The following is a 20955-nucleotide window of genomic DNA, read 5'->3' as shown; positions in this document are numbered from 1 at the left end:
AGCGAAGCTCCAGGCAAGCGAGATAGTCTTGTGGGCAGACTTCCCAGGGTGATTCCAATTGATCAGGCCGCGTTCAAGCCATCGGTTACTCGACCGTGTTTTCCAGATTTTGTTTCCAGGCCTCCTGCTTTTGTTACTGAACGGTTGCACCAGCGCCGGTTATTACAGCCAGCTCGTCGGCGGGCAACTGCGGTTGTTGCAGGCCCGAGAGCCTATCGACCAGGTCATTGCCGACCCCGCTCGCGATCCCCAACTGAAGGCGCACTTGGCCCAGGCGCGCGAGGCGCGGGCGTTCGCCAGTGATCACCTGCATTTACCGGACAATCAAAGCTATCGCCTGTACGCGGACATTGGCCGGCCGTTCGTAGTCTGGAATGTCTTTGCCACGCCAGAGTTTTCCCTGACGCCGCACAATCATTGTTTTCCCATTGCCGGTTGCGTGGCTTATCGCGGTTATTACAGCCAGGGCGCCGCCCGTGGCGAGGCCGCGTTGCAGCGCTTGCAGGGTATGGACGTGGCGATTGGCGGTGTAGAGGCCTATTCGACGCTGGGCTGGTTCAACGATCCGATCCTGAGCTCGATGATGCATTGGGGCGATGAACGCCTGGCGACGCTGATCTTTCATGAACTGGCGCACCAACGGTTTTATGTAAAGGACGACACCGAATTCAACGAGTCCTTCGCCACCTTCGTCGAACAGGAAGGCACCCGGCAATGGCGCGCCAGCCGTGGGCTGGGGCCGGATAACAGCAAACGGGGGCGCCAGCGCGACCAATTCATTCAACTGATCCTCGACACCCGTCAGCGCCTGGAACAGCTCTATACCCAACCCCTGCCGGCCGAACAGATGCGCCAACGCAAGGCAGCAGAATTCGAGCGCCTGCGTGCCGACTATGTGCGAATGCGCGACACCCAGTGGGCAGGCGACAAATACTACGATTCCTGGGTCTACGCGCCACTGAACAATGCGCGATTATTACCGTTCGGGCTGTATAGCCAGTGGGTGCCGGCGTTTGCGACGTTGTTCAAGCGCGAGGGCGGTGATTGGGTTGGGTTTTATGCAGCGGTGGAAAAGCTGGGCAAATTACCGGTCGGCGAGCGCAAGGCGGCCTTGAAGGCATTGGCGGAGCCGAAGAGTTCTGCTGACTAAGCGGACGTCATCGCGAGCAAGCTCGCTCCCACACTTGTTCGTCGCTATGCATGCCATCAGGCTTGACGCAGTTCCAATGTGGGAGCGAGCTTGCTCGCGATGACGACAGTACCGACTCCCTTGAAGGAGCTGACCCACCGCTATCGGGAGCAAGCTCACTCCTACATTGGATGCTTGGCCACAGCCTGCAACCCCACACAAAAAAGGGCATACCGATTCATCGATATGCCCTTTTGATTGCCGCTTTCTTCCCCCTGGCCGAGGTACTCGTAGCAATTATGGGTTAACGCTGTCTTTCAAGAACTTGCCTGGTTTGAAGGCAACGGTGTTGCTGGCCTTGATCTTCACCGGCTCACCGGTCTGTGGGTTCTTGCCCGTGCGGGCGCCGCGGTGGCGTTGCAGGAAAGTACCGAAGCCCACCAGGGTAACGCTGTCCTTGCGGTGCAGGGCGCCGGTGATTTCTTCGAGGACGGCGTTGAGGACGCGGTTGGCTTGTTCTTTGGTGAGGTCTGCTTTTTCCGCGATAGCGGCGGCGAGTTCTGGTTTACGCATGAATGAAGCCCCTTTGACGGTTTTTTTGTTGTTATGTCCGTGCTGTCCTCTTTGGAACAGCCCCTAAGGCGCCGCAGGCTCTACTCTGCGGCAGACGGAAGTGAGGATGGCACGGTGCCGAAAACCGCGCCAGTGGCCGGGCGACCTTTGTGGGACCAAAAGTAGGGTTTTTGCGACAGAACGACCAGTATTTACGCCAGCAGGGCTGGAAGCTCCTTGTTCAGCGCCAGTTTTTCCATCACCGCCGTGCCTGTCAGGGCGTAGCCCAACAGGTTTGCCTTGAGCATCGCGGCACAGCGCCTTGATGTCCGCGCCCTGCCCTTCGACGCTCCACACACCCTCGCTGCCTCGCGGTGGCGGCGACACCACCAGGGGGCACACCGGGGTTTTTACGGTAATCGGCATGGGGCCGTAGCTGACGGCTGTCGGGTTGCCGGCCAGGGTTTGAGCCAGGGCACGAGCGCAGCTCATCAGCGGCATGACATACAGCAGGTTCAAGCCGTCGACCTCCGCGCAGTCGCCCAGGGCGTAGATGTTGGCGTGGGAGGTCTCTTCAGGTGACGGTCGACCACGACGCCGCGGTTGACCACCAGACCGGCGGCGGCTGCCAGGTCGATGCGCGGACGCAGGCCGATGGCCGAGACCACCAGGTCGCAGGCGATCACCTGGCCATCGGACAGGTGCGCCTCCAGCCCGTCGGCGACCTTCTGCAAGCGGTTGAGCACGGGGCCCAGGTGGAAGCGCGCACCGAGGCTTTCCAGTCCGGCCTGGACCGCTGCCGCAGCGGCCGGGTGCAACAGCGTCGGCATGACTTGCTCGCACGGCGCCACCAGTTGCACTTCGTAGCCGCCCAGGCTCAGGTCATTGGCGAACTCGCAGCCAATCAGGCCGGCGCCCAGCAGCAACACCCGGTGCTTGCCAGCCGCCGCGACCCTGAAGCGTGCGTAGTCTTCCAGGTCGTTGATGGGAAAGATCAGGTTCGCCGCATCGCCCTGTACCGGCACACGCACGGCTTCGGCGCCCCAGGCCAGGACCAGGTCGCGGTAGCTCACCGCCTCTTCGCCGATCCACAGCCGTTTGTGGCCCGGATCGATGCCGCTGATGCGGGTGTGGGTGCGCACTTCGGCCTTGAGTTGCTCGGCCATGGCCCCCGGCTCGGCCATGCTCAGGCCGTCGGCGTCTTTGTTCTTGCCAAAGCCGGTGGAGAGCATCGGCTTGGAATACGAGCGACCGTCGTCCGCGGTGATCAGCAGCAACGGGGTTTCGCTGTCGAGCTTGCGAAACTCCCGGGCCAAGTTATAACCGGCCAGCCCAGTACCGACGATGACGACAGGTGCACTCATGTTGCTCTCCATTTGATGAAACGATCAGTTGATTTCGATCATTTCGAAATCCATTTTGCCAACACCACAGTCCGGGCACAGCCAATCTGCCGGTACGTCTTCCCAGCGAGTACCGGGTGCGATGCCATCATCCGGCCAACCGTCAGCTTCGTTGTAGATCAGGCCGCAGACGATACATTGCCACTTCTTCATTCCAATACTTCCTCGTGATATCAGGCCTTGGCCGGTATTTTCCGGCTCAGGGCCGTTTTGTACTGATCGGCTGCAACAGATGCAAGCACGATCAGCAAGGCAGCCGGCCGGGCCAATCAAAACCAGTGACCGGCATGGTAAGCTCGCGACCTCCTTTGCTGCCATTCAAGACCTCTGTGCCGCATACAAATTCGATATTTCCTACACTCCAATGGCTACCCCAGCACCTGCTGTCGCCCCGCCCCGATGCGGCTGTACTCGACTGGCTGTTCGACGAAGGCTCCCTGACCCGGCGTCTCACGCGCCTGTCGGACGGGCATTTCAGCGTGACGCCATTGTTCGAAGGTTGGCAGCCCTTGCGCGCCGACGAATGTGCCGCCCTGGACCTGGCCGAGGGCAGCGAGGGCTGGGTACGCGAGGTGTATCTGCGCGGCCGCGACCAGCCTTGGGTGTTCGCCCGCAGCGTGGCGGCGCGCAGCGCCTTGCAGGGTGACGGCTTGCAGATGGACGAGCTGGGCAGCCGCTCCCTGGGCGAATTGCTGTTTTGCGACCAGGCTTTCCAGCGCCGGGCCATCGAGGTTTGCCATTACCCCGAGGCCGGGTTGCCGGAAGACGTCCGCGCCAGCGGGCTATGGGGTCGCCGTTCACGTTTCGATCGCGGTGCGTTGAGCGTGCTGGTGGCGGAAATCTTCCTGCCCCGCTTGTGGACCGTCGCCCGCGCCTATTCGGAGAATTTTTGATGTACGTGCAACTGCTCAAATCCTTGAATCGCCTGAATCCACGGGCGTGGGACTTCGTGCAATTGACCCGCATGGACAAGCCCATCGGCATTTACCTGCTGCTGTGGCCGACGTTGTGGGCGTTGTGGATTGCCGGTGAAGGCTCGCCGTCCGTCGCCAACGTGGTGATTTTCGTCCTCGGCGTGGTGCTGACCCGCGCCGGCGGCTGTGTAATCAATGACTGGGCCGACCGCAAGGTGGACGGCCACGTCAAACGCACCGAGCAGCGCCCACTGGTGAGCGGCAAGATCAGTTCGAAAGAAGCGCTGGTGTTCTTCGCCGTGCTGATGAGCGTGAGCTTCTTGCTGGTGCTGTGCACCAACGCCCCGACCATCCTGTTGTCCCTCGGTGGTCTGGCGCTGGCGTTCAGCTACCCGTTCATGAAGCGCTATACCTATTACCCGCAAGTGGTATTGGGCGCGGCGTTCTCCTGGGGCATGCCGATGGCGTTCACCGCCGAAACCGGTCATCTGCCGGCGGCCGCGTGGCTGCTGTACATCGCCAACCTGCTGTGGACGGTGGGCTACGACACCTATTACGCGATGACCGACCGGGACGATGACCTACGTATCGGCGTGAAATCCACGGCGATCCTGTTTGGCGATGCCGACCGGGCGATCATCCTGACGCTGCAAGGCTTGGCCTTGGGCTGCCTGCTGTTGGCCGGGTCGAAGTTCCAGCTGGGCGGCTGGTTCCACCTGGGGCTGGTGGCCGCTGCCGCGTGCTTCGCCTGGGAGTTCTGGTACACCCGTGGCAGGGACCGGATGCGCTGCTTCCAGGCATTCCTGCACAACCACTGGGCTGGCTTGGCGATTTTCGTGGGGATTGTGCTGGATTACGCGTTGCGCTGAGGCCACCGGTCTCCAAGCCGTTAACGTGTGGCGAGGGGATTTATCCCCGTTTGCTGTGGGAGCAAAGCTTGCTCGCGAACCAGGCGCCTCGATTTCTGAAAGACCGCAGCGCCTTCATCGCGGGCAAGCCTTGCTCCCACATCAATCCCCTCGCCACAAATGATCTGCGTTCACCTTGGTGAAGTCTGTCAATTCTACTTGGCGACGTGCCAGACGCCTCCTTTGCCGTCACCATTCTTATCGCCCGCCTTCTTGTCTTCAATGTAGGTATACAGCGGTTTGCCCTTGTAGGCCCACTGCTGCTTCGCATCGTCTTTACGTTCGATCACGGTCCAGTCGCCCGTAGGCTTGGCTGCGCCTTCAACCTTGAGCGGTGGCCAGTTCTTCGCACATTGGTCATAGCACGCTGATTCGGTGCCTTTGTCCTTGTCAAACGTATACAAAGTCATGCCGTGGTGATCGGTCCACACGCCGCCTTCTTTCATCGCCGGTTCAGCCGCGAACGCCAATGCCGGCAGCGCCAGGGCAGCCGTTACCGCCAGTGCCTGGATGGATTGGGTGAAGTAATTCATGGAAACCTTCTTTTGTGGTTGTCAGGATTCGGACTGAAAAGCGTAGCCCAGGATCCCCTTCGCTGCCGGATTACGAAATATCTGTCACACGACTGCAATAATTCCGTTATCTAATGCGGCGCAAGACAGTTAAATGACAAGAGGATTACCCCATGGTTGGCAGGAGCATTCTGATCGTCGACGACGAGGCACCCATCCGCGAGATGATCGCCGTTGCGTTGGAGATGGCCGGCTATGACTGCATGGAAGCAGAAAACTCTCAACAGGCCCACGCCATCATCGTCGACCGCAAGCCCGACCTGATCCTGCTGGACTGGATGCTGCCCGGCACGTCAGGCATCGAACTGGCGCGACGCCTCAAGCGCGACGAGTTGACCGGTGATATTCCGATCATCATGCTCACCGCCAAGGGTGAAGAGGACAACAAGATCCAGGGCCTGGAAGTCGGCGCCGACGACTACATCACCAAGCCGTTCTCCCCGCGAGAGCTGGTGGCGCGCCTGAAAGCCGTGCTGCGACGCGCCGGGCCGACCGATGGTGAAGCGCCGATTGAAGTCGGTGGCCTGCTGCTCGACCCGATCAGCCACCGCGTGACCATCGACGGCAAACCCGCCGAGATGGGCCCGACCGAATACCGCCTGCTGCAGTTCTTCATGACCCACCAGGAACGTGCCTACACCCGCGGCCAACTGTTGGACCAGGTCTGGGGTGGCAACGTCTACGTCGAGGAACGCACCGTGGACGTGCATATCCGGCGCCTGCGCAAGGCTCTCGGCGATGCCTATGAAAATCTGGTACAAACCGTGCGCGGCACCGGTTATCGTTTTTCGACAAAGGCCTGATCCGAGCCCTTACCGCCCGACAAGCTGACAAGGACGCGCGTCACGTGAATCAAAACTGGCATGGCACCCTGATTCGCCACATGTTGTTGCTGGTGACCGGTTGTTTGCTGATCGGCCTGATCAGCGGTTATTACGGCTGGAGCCTGGCGGCGGGGCTGGGGCTTTACCTGGCCTGGACACTCAAGCAACTGCTGCGCCTGCATGAATGGCTGCGCCTGCACCAACCCGACGAAGCCCCGCCCGACGGCTATGGCCTGTGGGGTGAGGTGTTCGACAGCATCTACCACCTGCAACGGCGCGACCAGCGCGTTCGCGGACGCCTGCAGGCGGTGATCGACCGGGTCCAGGAATCCACCGCCGCGCTGAAAGACGCGGTGATCATGCTCGACAGCGACGGCAACCTGGAGTGGTGGAACCGCGCTGCCGAGACCCTGCTGGGCCTCAAGACGCCCCAGGACAGCGGCCAGCCGGTGACCAACCTGGTGCGTCATCCGCGCTTCAAGGAATATTTCGAGCAAGCCAATTATGCCGAGCCGCTGGAGATTCCTTCGCCCACCAATGATCGGCTGCGCATCCAGTTGTACATCACCCGCTACGGCAACAACGAGCACTTGATGCTGGTGCGCGATGTCACGCGTATCCATCAACTGGAACAGATGCGCAAGGATTTCATCGCCAACGTTTCCCACGAACTGCGCACGCGGTTGACGGTGATCTGCGGTTACCTGGAAACCTTGCTCGACAACGTCGAGGAGGTGAACCCGCGCTGGAGCCGGGCCTTGCAACAGATGCACCAGCAAAGCGGGCGCATGCAGACCCTGCTCAACGACTTGTTGCTGCTGGCGAAGCTGGAAGCCACCGACTACCCGTCGGACAACCAACCGGTGCACATCGAGGACCTGCTGCAGACCATTGCCGAAGATGCTCAGGAACTGTCCGGCTCCAAGCAGCAGACCATCACCCTGGAAGCCGACCCGGCCGTGCAGCTCAAAGGCAGCGAGGCGGAACTGCGCAGTGCGTTTTCCAACCTGGTGTTCAACGCGGTCAAGTACACGCCGGAGCAAGGTCGGATCCATGTGCGCTGGTGGGGCGATGAACAAGGCGCGCACCTGAGCGTGCGCGATTCAGGCATCGGTATCGACAGCAAGCACCTGCCGCGCCTGACCGAACGCTTCTACCGCGTCGACTCCAGCCGCAACTCCAACACCGGGGGCACCGGGCTGGGTCTGGCGATCGTTAAACACGTCCTGCTGCGCCATCGTGCCCGCATGGAAATCAGCAGCGTACCCGGCCATGGCAGCACCTTTACCTGCCATTTCGCCCCGGCCCAGGTGGTTCGAGCACGCCTCGCCCGCCCCGCTGATTGAGCACACCCCCTAGGCAATCGCCGAGTCAGCCGCTACATTGACTGACTTGCGCCTGCCTCTTCGGGCGCCCATTTCCAACTCCCACGACTATTCGGAACCCGCAAAACCCCATCATGGACCCTTCCCCTGGCTTGTCCCTCGTTACACTCTTCGCCGAATTTGGCATGATTCTTTTTGCTCTGATCCTGGTTTTGCTCAACGGCTTTTTCGTTGCGGCCGAATTCGCCATGGTCAAGCTGCGCTCGACCCGGGTCGAGGCCATTGCCGAGCAGAACGGCTGGCGCGGGCATATCCTGCGCACCGTCCACAGCCAGCTCGACGCCTACCTGTCGGCGTGCCAGTTGGGCATCACCCTGGCGTCCCTGGGCCTGGGCTGGGTCGGTGAGCCAGCGTTCGCCCACATCCTCGAGCCGTTGCTGGGCGCGGTCGGCGTGCAGTCGCCGGAAGTAATCAAGGGCGTGTCGTTCTTCACCGCGTTCTTCATCATTTCGTATCTGCACATCGTGGTCGGTGAACTGGCGCCCAAATCCTGGGCCATTCGCAAACCCGAGCTGCTGTCGCTGTGGACCGCCGTGCCGCTGTACCTGTTCTACTGGGCCATGTACCCGGCGATCTACCTGCTCAACGCCAGCGCCAACGCCATCTTGCGCATCGCCGGCCAAGGCGAGCCCGGGCCCCATCACGAACACCATTACAGCCGTGAAGAACTGAAGCTGATCCTGCACTCCAGCCGTGGTCAGGACCCGAGCGACCAGGGCATGCGCGTGCTGGCCTCGGCCGTGGAAATGGGCGAACTGGAAGTGGTGGACTGGGCCAACTCCCGGGAAGATCTGGTGACGTTGGAGTTCAACGCGCCGCTCAAGGAAATCCTGGCGATGTTCCGTCGCCACAAGTTCAGCCGTTATCCTGTGTACGACAGCGAGCGCCAAGAGTTCGTCGGCCTGCTGCACATCAAGGACCTGCTGCTGGAACTGGCGGCCCTGGACCACATTCCCGAGTCGTTCAACCTGGCCGAACTGACCCGGCCGCTGGAACGGGTGTCGCGGCACATGCCGCTGTCGCAGTTGCTGGAGCAGTTCCGCAAGGGCGGCTCGCACTTCGCCGTGGTCGAGGAAGCCGACGGCAACATCATCGGCTACCTGACCATGGAAGACGTGCTGGAAGTGCTGGTGGGCGACATCCAGGACGAACACCGCAAGGCCGAGCGCGGGATCCTGGCCTACCAGCCGGGCAAGCTGCTGGTACGCGGCGACACGCCACTGTTCAAGGTCGAGCGCCTGCTGGGGATCGACCTGGACCACATCGAAGCCGAAACCCTGGCCGGCCTGGTCTATGAAACCCTCAAGCGCGTGCCGGAAGAGGAAGAAGTGCTGGAAGTCGAAGGCCTGCGGATCATCATCAAGAAGATGAAAGGGCCGAAGATCATCCTGGCGAAGGTGTTGATGCTCGATTGAGGGTCAACCCGTTCCGGCGAGCCGGTGGAAAAGCTGTGGGAGCAAAGCTTGCTCGCGATACAGGCGACTCGATTTCTGAAAGACCGCGGCGCTTTCATCGCGGGCAAGCCTTGCTCCCACAGATAAATCCCTCCACCACAAATGCACCTTCATCACGCCTCGGCGCTATTGCTTGCCCAACGCAAAGTTGGGCAAGTCGCCCACTGGCTGATTGAACTGGTAGGGAATCGACACCAGCCCCAACCCGGTATTGCGCTGCACCACGAAATGCAGGTGCGGGCCTGAGCTGTTGCCGGTATTGCCCGACAACGCCAACGGCGTGCCCACACCGACCCGCTGCCCTTCCCGTACGCTCACCGAGCCTTTCTGCAGGTGCAGGTAGACGCCCATGGTGCCGTCGTCGTGCAGCACCCGCACGAAATTGCCCGCAGGGTCGTCCCCGCGGCCGGTCTGCGCATTTTCGGTCTTGATGACCACGCCACCCCGCGCGGCGATGATCGGCGTGCCGACGGGCATGGCGATGTCCATGGCGTAGCGGTTCTTCGGGCCGTAATGGCTGTATTGGCCGTTGGCTCCCTGGCTCAGCCGGAACGGCCCGCCACGCCAAGGCAACGGGTAGCGATAGGCCTGCGCCGCACCGGCCGGGTCGCCCAGGGAATATTCGAACCGAGGGGTATACACCAACGGCCTGCCGGGTCGGGCGGCCGTGAGCAGCGCCAGGCGCAGGTTGCTGCGCGCCGGCAGCACCCGACGAATCGGTCGGCTCGGCGCACCGCTGACGTTGCGCAGCCCGGCGAAACTCAACTCGATCTCCACCGGCGCGTATAGGTCATTGCGCACGAACACCGCATCAGCGCCGTTCTGTTTCTTGATATCGAGAAACACCTGCCGCTCCAGGCGTTCAACCATGCGGTCACGGAACACGAACACTTGGGCGCCCCTACTGGGACGGTCACTGCAGGACACCACGCCATTGGCGTCGGTGGATTTATAGATCGTCATGGCCACGGCCGAGGTGGAGACCAGGACAAGAGCGCAGGCGTACAACAGGGGCGCGAGCATGGGCAAAAGTTCTGTCGAAAAAGGAAGGCCTGAACAGCAGCCTAGCAGCTGGGATGGACCAGCGTAGTCGACGGATGTTTCAAAATGGGTTGGCGAGATGCCGAAGCTGATGGCCCCATCGCGAGCAAGCTCGCTCCCACATTGGATCTACGGTGAACGCAGATTCAATGACCACTGAAGATCAACTGTGGGAGCGAGCTTGCTCGCGATAGCGGACTCAAAGGCACCGCCGTATCAGGCGCCTGGCACGAAGTGTTTCTGCGCGGTGCCGCGGGCGATCAGGCGGGAGATGTAGTCGAGTTTCTGCGGGTCTTTGTCAACGAAGCGGAACGTCAGTTGCAGCCATTCGCTGTCAGGCGTCTGCTCATGGGCGACGATGGCGTGCAGGTAGCCGTTCAGACGTGCGGTTTCGGCGTTGTCGCCCTGTTCCATGTCCAGCACCGCGCTTTCGAGCACTTGTGGCAGGGCGTCGCTGCGCTTGACCACCAGCAGCGCTTCCTTGAGGCTCAGGGCCTTGATCACGCATTGCTGGGTGCCGCTGGACAGGCGCAACTGGCCTTGGCCACGGTTGGTCGCCGAAGCCGCGGCTACAGGCGCCTTGACCGGTGGGCTGTTGAGCAAGCCACGGGCCGGGGCAGCAGCGGCTGCAGGAGCGGGAGCGGCGGCCGGCTTGGTAAAAGGATTCGCCGCGGGCGCCGAAGCAACAGCCGCCACCGGAGTCTTGCCGCCCGTCAGGGCGCTGAGGGAATCATTGCCGAACGCCGAGTTCATCTTGGTCGGGGCACTGTTCATCAGCGTGTCGAGCTTGCCGACCTTGTGCAGGGCCTGCTTGACCTTGGTCAGCAACTGTTCGTTGGTGAACGGCTTGCTGACGTAGCCGGAAACGCCGGCCTGGATCGCCTGGACCACGTTTTCCTTGTCGCCACGGCTGGTGACCATCACGAACGGCATACCCTTGAGGTTGTCCTGCTGGCGGCACCAGGTCAGCAGTTCCAGGCCGGACATCTCCGGCATTTCCCAATCGCACAACACCAGATCGAACGCCTCGCGAGCCAGTAGGGCCTGGGCTTTCTTGCCGTTCACCGCGTCTTCGATACGCACGCCCGGGAAGTAGTTGCGCAGGCACTTCTTCACCAGGTCACGAATGAACGAAGCATCGTCCACGACCAACACACTGACCTTACTCATCCAGATACACCTCTAAAAAATCCCGGCAAGCATACCGCTTTTACTGATGGCACATTGCCAAAAAACCTTCAGTCACGCCGGGACTTTTCGTTCGCGGGGTGCTGCTTTCGATTAAAAAAAACCCAAAAAAAAGCCCGGCCAGAAGGCCGGGCGCTTTTCTTGGCAATCTTACTTATCGTCAGTTTCACCCGGAACATTAGCAGTTTCGGACGGGGTACCCTCAACTTCTTCCTTCATCCGCTTGAGGCCCATATGGCGCACATCGGTACCGCGCACCAGGTAGATGACAAGTTCCGAGATGTTGCGCGCATGATCGCCGATACGCTCCAGAGAACGCAGCACCCAGATAATGCTCAACACCCGGGAGATGGAGCGCGGGTCTTCCATCATGTAGGTCGCCAGCTCGCGCAGGGCGGTCTTGTATTCGCGGTCAATGATCTTGTCGTACTGGGCCACCGACAACGCCAGGTCGGCGTCGAAGCGGGCGAAGGCATCCAGTGCGTCGCGGACCATGTTGCGCACCTGGTCGCCAATGTGGCGAACCTCGACGTAACCGCGCGGCGCCTCGCCCTCTTCGCACAACTGAATGGCACGACGGGCGATCTTGGTGGCTTCGTCGCCGATCCGCTCAAGATCGATCACCGACTTGGAAATGCTGATGATCAACCGCAGGTCGGACGCGGCCGGCTGACGACGGGCCAGGATACGCAGGCACTCCTCGTCGATATTGCGTTCCATCTGGTTGATCTGGTCATCGATTTCGCGCACCTGCTGGGCCAGGCCGGAGTCGGCCTCGATCAGCGCGGTCACCGCGTCGTTGACCTGCTTTTCCACCAGCCCGCCCATGGCCAGCAAGTGACTGCGCACTTCCTCCAGCTCGGCATTGAACTGTGCGGAAATGTGGTGAGTAAGGCCTTCCTTCGAAATCATCTTGTTCGCTCCGCGAAAGTTGCAAGCTTCAAGCTGCAAGCTTCAAGCAGTTAAATGTTGATCCTGATAGCGCAGTGCGGCTATGCAGTTGCCTCGACTAGCCGTAACGACCGGTGATGTAGTCTTCGGTCTGTTTCTTCGCCGGATTGGTGAACAGCGTATCGGTATCGCCGAATTCCACCAGTTTGCCCATGTACATGAACGCGGTGTAGTCGGAAACCCGCGCCGCCTGTTGCATGTTGTGGGTCACAATGACGATGGTGAACTTGGACTTGAGCTCGTAGATCAGCTCTTCGACTTTCAGCGTCGAGATCGGGTCCAGGGCCGAGCAGGGTTCGTCGAGCAACAGCACTTCCGGCTCCACGGCGATGGTGCGCGCGATGACCAGACGTTGTTGCTGGCCGCCGGACAGACCGAGGGCAGACTCATGCAGGCGGTCCTTGACCTCGTCCCACAGCGCCGCGCCCTTGAGGGCCCATTCCACGGCTTCGTCGAGGATGCGCTTCTTGTTGATGCCCTGGATGCGCAGGCCGTAGACCACGTTCTCGTAGATGGTTTTCGGGAACGGGTTGGGCTTCTGGAACACCATGCCCACGCGACGGCGCAGCTCGGCCACGTCTTCGCCCTTGCGGTAGATGTTGTTGCCGTAGAGGTTGATTTCACCTTCGACGCGGCAGCCGTCCACCAGGTCGTTCATGCGGTTGAAGGTGCGCAGCAAGGTTGACTTGCCGCAGCCCGACGGGCCGATGAACGCGGTGACGCGCTGTTTCGGGATGTTCAGGCTGACGTCATACAGCGCCTGCTTTTCGCCGTAGAACAGATTCAGGCCGGGCACTTCGATGGCGACGGTTTCCTGGGCCAGGTCCAGGCTTTGCTTGTCGCGGCCCAGGGCCGACATGTTGATGCCGTGTGTCTGTGTTTCGTGTTGCATGGGAGGCTCCCTGTGCTAACAAATTCGGTTCGGAACGCCTGTGTGGCGGCCCCATAAAATTCCAGTGAACGCCGATCAGTGTGGGAGCGAGCTTGCTCGCGAAGGGGCCCTCAAGGCCGCCAGAAGCTTCGCGAGCAAGCTCGCTCCCACATGAAAATCAGCTATCCAGTGCTTTGTACTTCTCGCGCAGGTGGTTACGGATCCACACCGCCGACAGGTTGAGCGTGGCGATCACCAGCACCAGCAGCAGCGCCGTGGCGTACACCAGCGGTCGCGCCGCTTCGACGTTCGGGCTCTGGAAGCCGACGTCATAGATATGGAAGCCCAGGTGCATGATCTTCTGGTCCAGGTGCAGGTACGGGTAATTACCGTCCAGTGGCAGCGATGGGGCCAGTTTCACCACGCCCACCAGCATCAACGGCGCCACTTCACCCGCGGCACGGGCCACGGCGAGGATCATCCCGGTCATCATCGCCGGGCTCGCCATGGGCAGGACGATTTTCCACAGGGTCTCGGCTTTGGTCGCGCCGAGGGCCAGGGAGCCTTCACGCACGGTCCGCGGGATCCGCGCCAGGCCTTCTTCGGTGGCCACGATCACTACCGGCACCGCCAGCAGCGCCAGGGTCAGGGACGCCCAGAGCAGACCCGGGGTGCCAAAGGTCGGTGCCGGCAAGGCTTCGGGGAAGAACAAACGGTCGACCGAACCACCCAGCACGTAGACGAAGAAGCCCAGGCCGAACACACCGTAGACGATGGCCGGAACACCCGCCAAGTTGTTCACCGCGATGCGGATCAGGCGGGTCATCGGGCCCTGGCGGGCGTATTCACGCAGGTAGACCGCCGCCAGCACGCCGAACGGCGTCACGATCATTGCCATGATCAGGGTCATCATCACGGTGCCGAAAATCGCCGGGAAGATGCCGCCTTCGGTGTTGGCTTCACGGGGGTCGTCGCTGAGGAATTCCCAGACCTTGCTGAAGTAGAAACCCATCTTGGTGAACGTGCCCATGCCGTTTGGCTGGTAGGCGTGCACCACTTTGCCGATTTCGATCTCCACTTCCTTGCCGTTGGCATCGCGGGCCGTCAGGCTGTCGCGGTTGAACTGCGCATGCAGGTCGGCCAGGCGTACTTCGATGTCTTTGTAGCGGGCGTTGAGTTCGGCGCGCTCGCTTTCCAGGTCGGCCTGGGCCGAAGCGTCGAGCTTGCCATCCAGTTCCAGTTTTCGACCGTGCAGGCGGACACGCTCCAGGCCGGCGTTGATTGCACCGATTTCGACTTTTTCCAGGGTCTTGAGCTCGGCGGCCAACTGATTGACGCGCTGTACGCGGGCCTGCAGTTGCGGCCAGGCGGCCTCGCCTTCGGCGATGACCTTGCCGCCTTCCTTGACGTTGACCAGGTAGCCGTAGAAGTTGCCCCACTCACGACGCTCGATGGCCATCAGTTCTGGCGGCGTGGTCTGGTTGGTCAGCCAATCGCCGACGATCCAGGTGAAGTCGGTACCGTTCAGGTCCCGGTTGCCGACCTTGATCAGTTCACGGGTCATGAACTCGGGGCCTTCGTCCGGCACCGGCAGGCCGGCGCTTTTCAGGCGCTCGCGAGGCACTTCTTCTTTCTGCACGACTTCGCCGACCACCAGGTGCGCAGGCATGCCTGGCACGTTGTAGCTAGCGTGGATCAGGTCCGCCGGCCAGAAGTGGCCCAGGCCGCGCACGGCGATCACCGCCAGCAGGCCAATGGTCATGATGACCGCGATGGACACCGCGCCACCGCTGATCCAGACGCCGGGGGCGCCGCTCTTGAACCATCCTTTCAGGGAGTTCTGTTTCACAGACTTCTACCTTTCTTAAAGCGACGAATATTTCTTGCGCAGACGCTGACGGATCAGCTCGGCGAGGGTGTTCATGACGAAGGTGAACAACAGCAACACCAAGGCCGACAGGAACAGCACGCGGTAATGGCTGCCGCCGACTTCCGACTCAGGCATCTCCACCGCCACGTTGGCCGCCAGGGTGCGCAGGCCTTCGAACAGGTTCATTTCCATGACCGGTGTGTTACCGGTGGCCATCAGCACGATCATGGTCTCGCCCACCGCACGGCCCATGCCGATCATCAGCGCCGAGAAGATGCCGGGGCTGGCGGTGAGGATCACCACGCGGGTCATGGTCTGCCACGGCGTGGCACCGAGGGCCAGGGAGCCCAGGGTCAGGCCACGCGGCACGCTGAACACGGCATCTTCGGCGATGGAATAGATGTTCGGGATCACCGCGAATCCCATCGCCAGGCCGACCACCAAGGCGTTGCGCTGGTCGTAGGTGATGCCCAGGTCATGGGAGATCCACATGCGCATGTCGCCGCCAAAGAACCAGGCTTCCATGTACGGGCTCATGTACAGCGAGAGCCAGCCCACGAACAGGATCACCGGGATCAACAGGGCGCTTTCCCAGCCGTCCGGCACTCTCAGGCGAATGGATTCCGGCAGGCGGCTGAAGGCGAAACCGGCGACCAGGATGCCGATCGGCAACAACATCAGCAGGCTGAAGATGCCCGGCAGGTGCCCTTCGACGTACGGCGCCAGGAACAGGCCGGCGAAGAAGCCAAGGATCACCGTCGGCATCGCTTCCATCAGCTCGATCACCGGCTTGACCTTGCGACGCATGCCCGGAGCCATGAAGTAGGCGGTGTAGATCGCCGCAGCCACCGCCAGCGGCGCGGCCAGCAGCATCGCGTAGAACGCCGCCTTCAAGGTACCGAAGGTCAGCGGCGAGAGGCTCAGCTTGGGTTCGAAGTCGGTGTTGGCGGCGGTCGACTGCCAGACATATTTAGGTTCGTCGTAGTTTTCGTACCAGACCTTGCTCCACAACGCGCTCCACGACACTTCCGGGTGCGGGTTGTCCAGCGTCAACGGTTGCAACTTGCCGCCCTGTTCAACGATCAGGCGGTTGGCCCGCGGCGACATGCCGAACAGGCCCTGGCCGTCGACCACCTGGTCCACCAACAGGGTGCGGTGGGCGGTGCTGTGGAACACCCCCAGCTTGCCGGCGGCGTCGAGCGCCACGAAACCTTTGCGACGTTCTTCGGCGCTGATCTCGACGATAGGCGCGCTGCCCATCTGGAAGGTACGAATCTGTTTGAAGCGCAATTCGCCGTCTGGATCGCGGGCCATGAACCACTGGGCCAAGCCGCCCGTGGAATCGCCGACGATCAGCGAGATCCCGCCCACCAACTGGGCGGCAGCGGTGACTTGGGCGTCGCCGTTCTCCAGCAATTTGTAACGACCGTTGAGGCTCTTGTCCCGCAGGCTGAATACATCGGCCTGGGCACGTCCGTTGACCACATACAGCCATTGCTGGCGCGGGTCGACGAAGATGTTCTTCACCGGCTCGGTCATCTGCGGCAGGTCGATACGCGTCTGCTCGCTGGTGATTTCACCGGTCATCATGTTTTCTTCGCTGGTAAGCGACAACACTTGCAGCTGGGCGCCGCTGGAACCGGCCAGCAGCAGCGTCGAATCCGTGGCGTTGAGGCTGACATGCTCCAGGGCCACGCCCTGTTCGTTCAACGCGATCGGCGCCTCGCCGTAAGGATATTCGATGGCGGGCGAGATGGTTTTCTTGCCGTCCGGGTAGGAGACCTTATACGTGTGACGGAACACCAAGGCCTGACCGTTGGACAGACCAATGGCCACCAACGGGCTACCGGGCTGATCCTCGCCAATGGCGGTCACGCTGGCACCGGCTGGGATCGGCAGGTCGACGCGGCGCAGCTCGGCACCGCTGTCGAGGTCGTAGAACAGCGCCTGGCCCTTGTCGGAAACCCGCATGGCCACTTGGTTCTGTTCTTCGATAGAGATCATCAGCGGTTTGCCGGCATCTTGCATCCAGGCCGGGGTAATCGAATCCTTGGCGCTCAGGTCCGCGCCCTGGAACAGGGGCATCACCACGTAGGCCAGGAAGAAGAAAATCAGGGTAATGGCCGCCAGGACGGCGAGACCGCCGACCAGCACATACCAGCGTGTCAGGCGATCCTTGAGCGCACGGATGCGGCGCTTGCGTTGCAGCTCAGGCGTATTGAAGTCAATGCGCTTGGGAGGGGAAGTCGTAGTCATTGTGGAGTTGGCCAGATCATTCATGCGCACACCCTAGCGATCCTGTATGACAGAAAGATGACAGTGAAGTGACGCAACAAATCCGCCGCTGGTGGAAACCGGCAGCGGACAGGAATTTGGTCTGTGGGAGCGAGCTGGCTCGCGATGAAGTCATCCCATCCAACATCAACGGTGACAGACCTACCGCTATCGCGAGCAAGCTCGCTCCCACAGTAGCCCGGGCGTTGGCCCGGGCTCAGGTGTTACTGCTTCGCGACGTTGCCGCCTTCTTGCAGACCCAGGTCAGCCAGTGCCTTGGCGGCCACCTTGGCTGGCAGTGGGATGTAGCCGTCCTTGACCACAACTTCCTGGCCTTGCTTGGACAGGATCAGCTTCACGAACTCGGCTTCCAGCGGGGCCAGAGGCTTGTTCGGCGCCTTGTTGACGTAGACGTAGAGGAAACGCGACAGCGGATACTTGCCGTTCAGGGCGTTTTCTTCGGTGTCCTCGATGAACTCGCCGCCTTCTTTCTTGGCCAGGGCAACGGTTTTCACGCTGGCGGTCTTGTAGCCGATACCCGAATAGCCAACGCCGTTAAGCGAGCTGCTGATCGACTGCACAACCGAAGCCGAACCGGGTTGTTCGTTGACGTTTGGCTTGTAGTCGCCTTTGCACAGGGCTTCTTCCTTGAAGTAGCCGTAGGTGCCAGACACCGAGTTACGACCGAACAGTTGGACCGGCTTGTTGGCCAGGTCGCCGGTCACGCCCAGGTCGCCCCAGGTCTTGACGTCAGCCTTGGCGCCGCACAGGCGAGTCGAGGAGAAAATGGCATCGACCTGAGCCATGGTCAGGTGCTTGATGGGGTTGTCCTTGTGCACGAATACGGCCAGGGCGTCCACGGCTACCGGGATAGCGGTTGGCTTGTAGCCGTATTTGGTTTCGAAGGCCTGCAGTTCGTTGTCCTTCATCTTGCGGCTCATCGGGCCCAGGTTGGCGGTGCCTTCGGTGAGTGCAGGCGGCGCGGTGGAGGAACCGGCGGCTTGAATCTGGATGTTTACGTTCGGGTATTCTTTCTTGTAGTTCTCGGCCCACAAGGTCATCAGGTTGGCCAGGGTATCGGAGCCGACGCTGGAGAGGTTGCCCGACACACCAGTGGTCTTGGTGTAGCTCGGGATCGCAGGGTCAACAGCGGCAACCGCGTTGGCAGTCGCAACGCCAGCAGCGACAAACGTCATTGCCGCCATCAAACGCTTCAGTTTCATGCCTTACTCCTAGCAGATAGGTGTGTTAAGTCGGCCAAGTATTGGTAAGCCGTGTGAACACTCTATGGCTGAAATATGACAATTGGATGAAAGGCCAGCATTGAGTTTTGCAGGATGATTCCCTGGCGATAGAGCATTTACAGAGAGGACTAATCCGTGGCGAGGGAGCTTGCTCCCGCTTGAGTGCGCAGCACTCACAAAAAAGGGGGTCGCTGCGCAACCCAGCGGGAGCAAGCTCCCTCGCCACAATGAACACACCTGCCTTATGTGGGCAGCGCCGCCTTAGCGACCCTTCTTCCAGAGATACCCGCCCACCACAATCCCGATCCCACAGATGGCCGCCACGTAATACGCCGGCCCCATCGAGCTCTCCTTCAACAGCAAGGTCACGATCATCGGCGTCAACCCGCCGAAGATCGCGTAAGCCAGGTTGTAGGAAAACGACAGACCGCTGAAGCGCACCACGGCCGGGAAGGCATTGACCATGACATACGGCACCGCGCCGATGGTGCCCACCAGCAAGCCACTCAAGGCATACAGCGGGAACAGCCACTCGGGGTGGTCGAACAGGCAGTGGTAAAAGGTCCAGAACGTGATCATCAGCAAACCGCTGCCGAAGACAAACACCCGGCCGGCACCGAAACGGTCGGCCAACACACCCGCACCGATGCAACCGAAACTCAGGAACACGATCGCCAGGCTGTTGGCCTGCAATGCAACGGTCGGGCTGAAGTGGTACACCGTCTGCAGCACGGTCGGTGTCATCAGGATGACCACAATGACGCCGGCCGACAGCAGCCAGGTCAGCAGCATGGAAATGGCGATGGCGCCGCGATGATCACGCAGCACGGCCCGCAGCGGCACTTCCTCGGCCAGGGCCTTGCGCAGTTGCAGTTCGGCGAATACCGGGGTTTCGTGCAGCCAGCGCCGCAGGTACACCGAAAACAGGCCAAACACACCGCCCATCAGGAACGGAATCCGCCAGGCGTAATCCGCCACTTCCACCGGCGTATAAATGCTGTTGATGGCCGTGGCGACCAGCGAACCCAACAGAATCCCCGCCGTCAGGCCGCAGGTCAGGGTGCCGCAGGCATAGCCGATGTGGCGTGCCGGAACGTGTTCGGAAACGAATACCCAAGCGCCCGGCACTTCCCCGCCGATGGCCGCGCCCTGGATCACGCGCATCAACAACAGCAGGATGGGCGCCCACATGCCGATCTGTGCATAGGTGGGCAACAGGCCCATGATCAGGGTCGGCACAGCCATCATGAAAATGCTCAGGGTGAACATTTTCTTGCGCCCCAGCAGGTCGCCGAAGTGGGCCATGATGATCCCGCCCAGGGGCCGAGCCAGGTAGCCGGCGGCAAAAATGCCGAAGGTCTGCATCAGGCGCAGCCATTCAGGCATTTCGGCAGGAAAGAACAATTTGCCGACCACGGTGGCAAAGAACACGAAAATGATGAAATCGTAGAACTCCAGCGCACCGCCCAGGGCTGAAAGCGACAGGGTCTTGTAATCGTTGCGAGTCAATGGACGTGCCGGCTGTGCGGGTGTCGCCGTGCTCGAAGGCGCAGTGGTCATTGGCAAGGGCTTCTCTTATAGTCGGTTCTGCAACCCTGGCAACACGGGTTGGGGCCTGGACAGGTTCGGCACGATAGCAAATTGTTCGAAAAAGCACATAGAGGCGCGTATTTGACAGTCGAAATCAGAACCGAGTGGTCGTCTCGACGTCTATCGCCCGATATACTCGCAACCTTGCAGTACTCTGTAAGGGGTTGCTGTGCGAAAACGTCGTTGGTGACGTAGTACCAGAACCAGCCGGTTTCGCAGAGTTTCCCTTTGGCACGCCTTTACGAAAAACGTGACGAACGCAGTATGTTCGGGCTGAATCGTTTTTTAAAAAGACGGCTATTCACCTGAAGTACCAGACAGCGTTACGGGTCAGAGGCACCCCCGGCATGATAGAGCTCGAACAAGAAGATCCAATCCCGCAAGGCGACCTGGCCCTGCAAATTACCGCGCTCCCTCGCGAGACCAACGGCTTCGGCGATATTTTCGGCGGTTGGCTGGTGTCCCAGATGGACCTGGCCGGCACCGCCATGGCCAGCAAAGTGGCTGGCGGACGCGTAGCCACTGTGGCGATCGATCGCATGGCGTTCCTGGTGCCGGTGGCGGTGGGTGCGCAGTTGTCGTTCTATACCCAGGCGCTGGAAATCGGCCGCAGCTCGATCCAGATGATGGTCGAGGTCTGGAGCGACGATCCGCTGTCCAGTGAATGGCGCAAGGTGACCGAGGCGGTCTTTGTCTTCGTCGCCATCGACGGCAGCGGGCGTACCCGCTCGGTTCCGCCGCGCGCCCGTTAAACACGGCGGCCGTTTTGCGGTCCATTGCAGTCC

Annotated in this window: 18 protein-coding genes and 1 pseudogene; 7 read left to right on the top strand and 12 right to left on the bottom strand. The window is 61.1% G+C overall.

The window, feature by feature from the left end:
• Positions 1 to 58: 58 nt before the first annotated feature.
• Entirely contained in the window at positions 59 to 1150 is a 1092-nt protein-coding gene (locus PSH84_RS00675; RefSeq protein ID WP_305482137.1) for an aminopeptidase, read from the top strand.
• 276 nt (positions 1151 to 1426) lie between these two features.
• Here the strand turns inward: PSH84_RS00675 and PSH84_RS00670 are convergent, their stop codons facing one another.
• The 3 genes and pseudogenes from PSH84_RS00670 to PSH84_RS00660 all read right to left on the bottom strand — a co-directional run bounded on the left by PSH84_RS00670 (position 1427) and on the right by PSH84_RS00660 (position 3237).
• Positions 1427 to 1702: an HU family DNA-binding protein gene (locus tag PSH84_RS00670; RefSeq protein ID WP_003177201.1), complete on the bottom strand. Its 276-nt coding sequence runs from the start codon at positions 1700 to 1702 to the stop codon at positions 1427 to 1429.
• 191 nt (positions 1703 to 1893) lie between these two features.
• Positions 1894 to 3045, bottom strand: a pseudogene (locus tag PSH84_RS00665) (NAD(P)/FAD-dependent oxidoreductase).
• Between the two features lie 24 nt (positions 3046 to 3069).
• Positions 3070 to 3237 carry a rubredoxin gene (locus tag PSH84_RS00660; RefSeq protein ID WP_003177199.1) on the bottom strand — a complete coding sequence of 56 codons (168 nt, stop codon included), beginning with the start codon at positions 3235 to 3237 and terminating at the stop codon, positions 3070 to 3072.
• A 176-nt stretch (positions 3238 to 3413) separates the two neighbouring features.
• Between PSH84_RS00660 and PSH84_RS00655 the strand changes: the two genes are divergently transcribed.
• Both PSH84_RS00655 and ubiA read left to right on the top strand, forming a co-directional pair.
• The gene (locus tag PSH84_RS00655) at positions 3414 to 3977 is read left to right on the top strand and encodes a chorismate--pyruvate lyase family protein (protein ID WP_163006814.1); all 564 of its coding nucleotides are present in this window, start codon (positions 3414 to 3416) and stop codon (positions 3975 to 3977) included.
• The gene (gene ubiA, locus PSH84_RS00650) at positions 3977 to 4867 is read left to right on the top strand and encodes a 4-hydroxybenzoate octaprenyltransferase (RefSeq protein WP_305469052.1); all 891 of its coding nucleotides are present in this window, start codon (positions 3977 to 3979) and stop codon (positions 4865 to 4867) included. Before PSH84_RS00655 ends, ubiA begins: the two co-directional genes overlap by 1 nt.
• 194 nt (positions 4868 to 5061) lie before the next feature.
• Here ubiA and PSH84_RS00645 read toward each other — a convergent pair whose 3' ends face one another.
• Positions 5062 to 5439: a COG4315 family predicted lipoprotein gene (locus PSH84_RS00645; protein ID WP_122567793.1), complete on the bottom strand. Its 378-nt coding sequence runs from the start codon at positions 5437 to 5439 to the stop codon at positions 5062 to 5064.
• A 152-nt stretch (positions 5440 to 5591) separates the two neighbouring features.
• Here PSH84_RS00645 and phoB point away from each other — a divergent pair, with 152 nt between their 5' ends.
• From phoB to PSH84_RS00630, 3 genes are all read left to right on the top strand, one after another.
• A complete protein-coding gene (phoB, locus tag PSH84_RS00640; protein ID WP_003177195.1) occupies positions 5592 to 6281 on the top strand; it encodes a phosphate regulon transcriptional regulator PhoB in 690 nt (229 codons plus the stop codon).
• Positions 6282 to 6361: 80 nt separating this feature from the next.
• Complete coding sequence (gene phoR / locus PSH84_RS00635; RefSeq protein WP_305483202.1) at positions 6362 to 7648, top strand: phosphate regulon sensor histidine kinase PhoR; 1287 nt, start codon at positions 6362 to 6364, stop codon at positions 7646 to 7648.
• 113 nt (positions 7649 to 7761) lie between these two features.
• On the top strand, positions 7762 to 9102 hold the full coding sequence (locus tag PSH84_RS00630; protein WP_030138217.1) for a hemolysin family protein: 1341 nt from the start codon (positions 7762 to 7764) through the stop codon (positions 9100 to 9102).
• Positions 9103 to 9267: 165 nt separating this feature from the next.
• Here PSH84_RS00630 and PSH84_RS00625 read toward each other — a convergent pair whose 3' ends face one another.
• From PSH84_RS00625 to PSH84_RS00590, 8 genes are all read right to left on the bottom strand, one after another.
• Positions 9268 to 10164, bottom strand: a complete 897-nt coding sequence (locus PSH84_RS00625) for a peptidoglycan DD-metalloendopeptidase family protein (protein ID WP_305482136.1) — start codon at positions 10162 to 10164, stop codon at positions 9268 to 9270.
• A gap of 234 nt (positions 10165 to 10398) precedes the next feature.
• Positions 10399 to 11352: a response regulator gene (locus PSH84_RS00620; RefSeq protein ID WP_122567790.1), complete on the bottom strand. Its 954-nt coding sequence runs from the start codon at positions 11350 to 11352 to the stop codon at positions 10399 to 10401.
• A 168-nt stretch (positions 11353 to 11520) separates the two neighbouring features.
• Positions 11521 to 12282: a phosphate signaling complex protein PhoU gene (gene phoU / locus PSH84_RS00615; protein ID WP_030139132.1), complete on the bottom strand. Its 762-nt coding sequence runs from the start codon at positions 12280 to 12282 to the stop codon at positions 11521 to 11523.
• A 97-nt stretch (positions 12283 to 12379) separates the two neighbouring features.
• Positions 12380 to 13213, bottom strand: a complete 834-nt coding sequence (gene pstB, locus PSH84_RS00610; RefSeq protein WP_122567789.1) for a phosphate ABC transporter ATP-binding protein PstB — start codon at positions 13211 to 13213, stop codon at positions 12380 to 12382.
• A 157-nt stretch (positions 13214 to 13370) separates the two neighbouring features.
• Positions 13371 to 15041 (bottom strand): phosphate ABC transporter permease PstA, encoded by a 1671-nt coding sequence (gene pstA / locus PSH84_RS00605; protein ID WP_122567788.1) that lies wholly within the window; start codon positions 15039 to 15041, stop codon positions 13371 to 13373.
• A gap of 15 nt (positions 15042 to 15056) precedes the next feature.
• Positions 15057 to 17090 carry an ABC transporter permease subunit gene (locus PSH84_RS00600; RefSeq protein WP_205929646.1) on the bottom strand — a complete coding sequence of 678 codons (2034 nt, stop codon included), beginning with the start codon at positions 17088 to 17090 and terminating at the stop codon, positions 15057 to 15059.
• 470 nt (positions 17091 to 17560) lie between these two features.
• Positions 17561 to 18559 carry a phosphate ABC transporter substrate-binding protein PstS gene (locus tag PSH84_RS00595; protein WP_122567785.1) on the bottom strand — a complete coding sequence of 333 codons (999 nt, stop codon included), beginning with the start codon at positions 18557 to 18559 and terminating at the stop codon, positions 17561 to 17563.
• 282 nt (positions 18560 to 18841) lie between these two features.
• Positions 18842 to 20140: an MFS transporter gene (locus tag PSH84_RS00590; RefSeq protein ID WP_122567784.1), complete on the bottom strand. Its 1299-nt coding sequence runs from the start codon at positions 20138 to 20140 to the stop codon at positions 18842 to 18844.
• Between the two features lie 377 nt (positions 20141 to 20517).
• On the opposite strand from PSH84_RS00590, the gene PSH84_RS00585 reads away from it, so the two are divergent.
• Positions 20518 to 20922 (top strand): acyl-CoA thioesterase, encoded by a 405-nt coding sequence (locus PSH84_RS00585; protein ID WP_003177184.1) that lies wholly within the window; start codon positions 20518 to 20520, stop codon positions 20920 to 20922.
• Positions 20923 to 20955: the final 33 nt, after the last annotated feature.

This window comes from Pseudomonas beijingensis, from assembly GCF_030687295.1.
In the GTDB taxonomy this organism is placed as follows: Bacteria; Pseudomonadota; Gammaproteobacteria; order Pseudomonadales; family Pseudomonadaceae; genus Aquipseudomonas; species Aquipseudomonas beijingensis.
Note: the sequence above shows the minus strand (reverse complement) of the source record. Positions and strands in the feature narration are given on the sequence as shown.

Coding starts and splice junctions, on each gene's coding strand:
- PSH84_RS00670 (WP_003177201.1), bottom strand. CDS start 1,702: ATGCGTAAACCAGAACTCGCCGCCGCTATCGCGGAAAAAGCAGACCTC.
- PSH84_RS00660 (WP_003177199.1), bottom strand. CDS start 3,237: ATGAAGAAGTGGCAATGTATCGTCTGCGGCCTGATCTACAACGAAGCT.
- ubiA (WP_305469052.1), top strand. CDS start 3,977: ATGTACGTGCAACTGCTCAAATCCTTGAATCGCCTGAATCCACGGGCG.
- PSH84_RS00645 (WP_122567793.1), bottom strand. CDS start 5,439: ATGAATTACTTCACCCAATCCATCCAGGCACTGGCGGTAACGGCTGCC.
- phoB (WP_003177195.1), top strand. CDS start 5,592: ATGGTTGGCAGGAGCATTCTGATCGTCGACGACGAGGCACCCATCCGC.
- phoR (WP_305483202.1), top strand. CDS start 6,362: ATGTTGTTGCTGGTGACCGGTTGTTTGCTGATCGGCCTGATCAGCGGT.
- PSH84_RS00630 (WP_030138217.1), top strand. CDS start 7,762: ATGGACCCTTCCCCTGGCTTGTCCCTCGTTACACTCTTCGCCGAATTT.
- PSH84_RS00625 (WP_305482136.1), bottom strand. CDS start 10,164: ATGCTCGCGCCCCTGTTGTACGCCTGCGCTCTTGTCCTGGTCTCCACC.
- PSH84_RS00620 (WP_122567790.1), bottom strand. CDS start 11,352: ATGAGTAAGGTCAGTGTGTTGGTCGTGGACGATGCTTCGTTCATTCGT.
- phoU (WP_030139132.1), bottom strand. CDS start 12,282: ATGATTTCGAAGGAAGGCCTTACTCACCACATTTCCGCACAGTTCAAT.
- pstB (WP_122567789.1), bottom strand. CDS start 13,213: ATGCAACACGAAACACAGACACACGGCATCAACATGTCGGCCCTGGGC.
- PSH84_RS00600 (WP_205929646.1), bottom strand. CDS start 17,090: ATGCAAGATGCCGGCAAACCGCTGATGATCTCTATCGAAGAACAGAAC.
- PSH84_RS00595 (WP_122567785.1), bottom strand. CDS start 18,559: ATGAAACTGAAGCGTTTGATGGCGGCAATGACGTTTGTCGCTGCTGGC.
- PSH84_RS00590 (WP_122567784.1), bottom strand. CDS start 20,140: ATGACCACTGCGCCTTCGAGCACGGCGACACCCGCACAGCCGGCACGT.
- PSH84_RS00585 (WP_003177184.1), top strand. CDS start 20,518: ATGATAGAGCTCGAACAAGAAGATCCAATCCCGCAAGGCGACCTGGCC.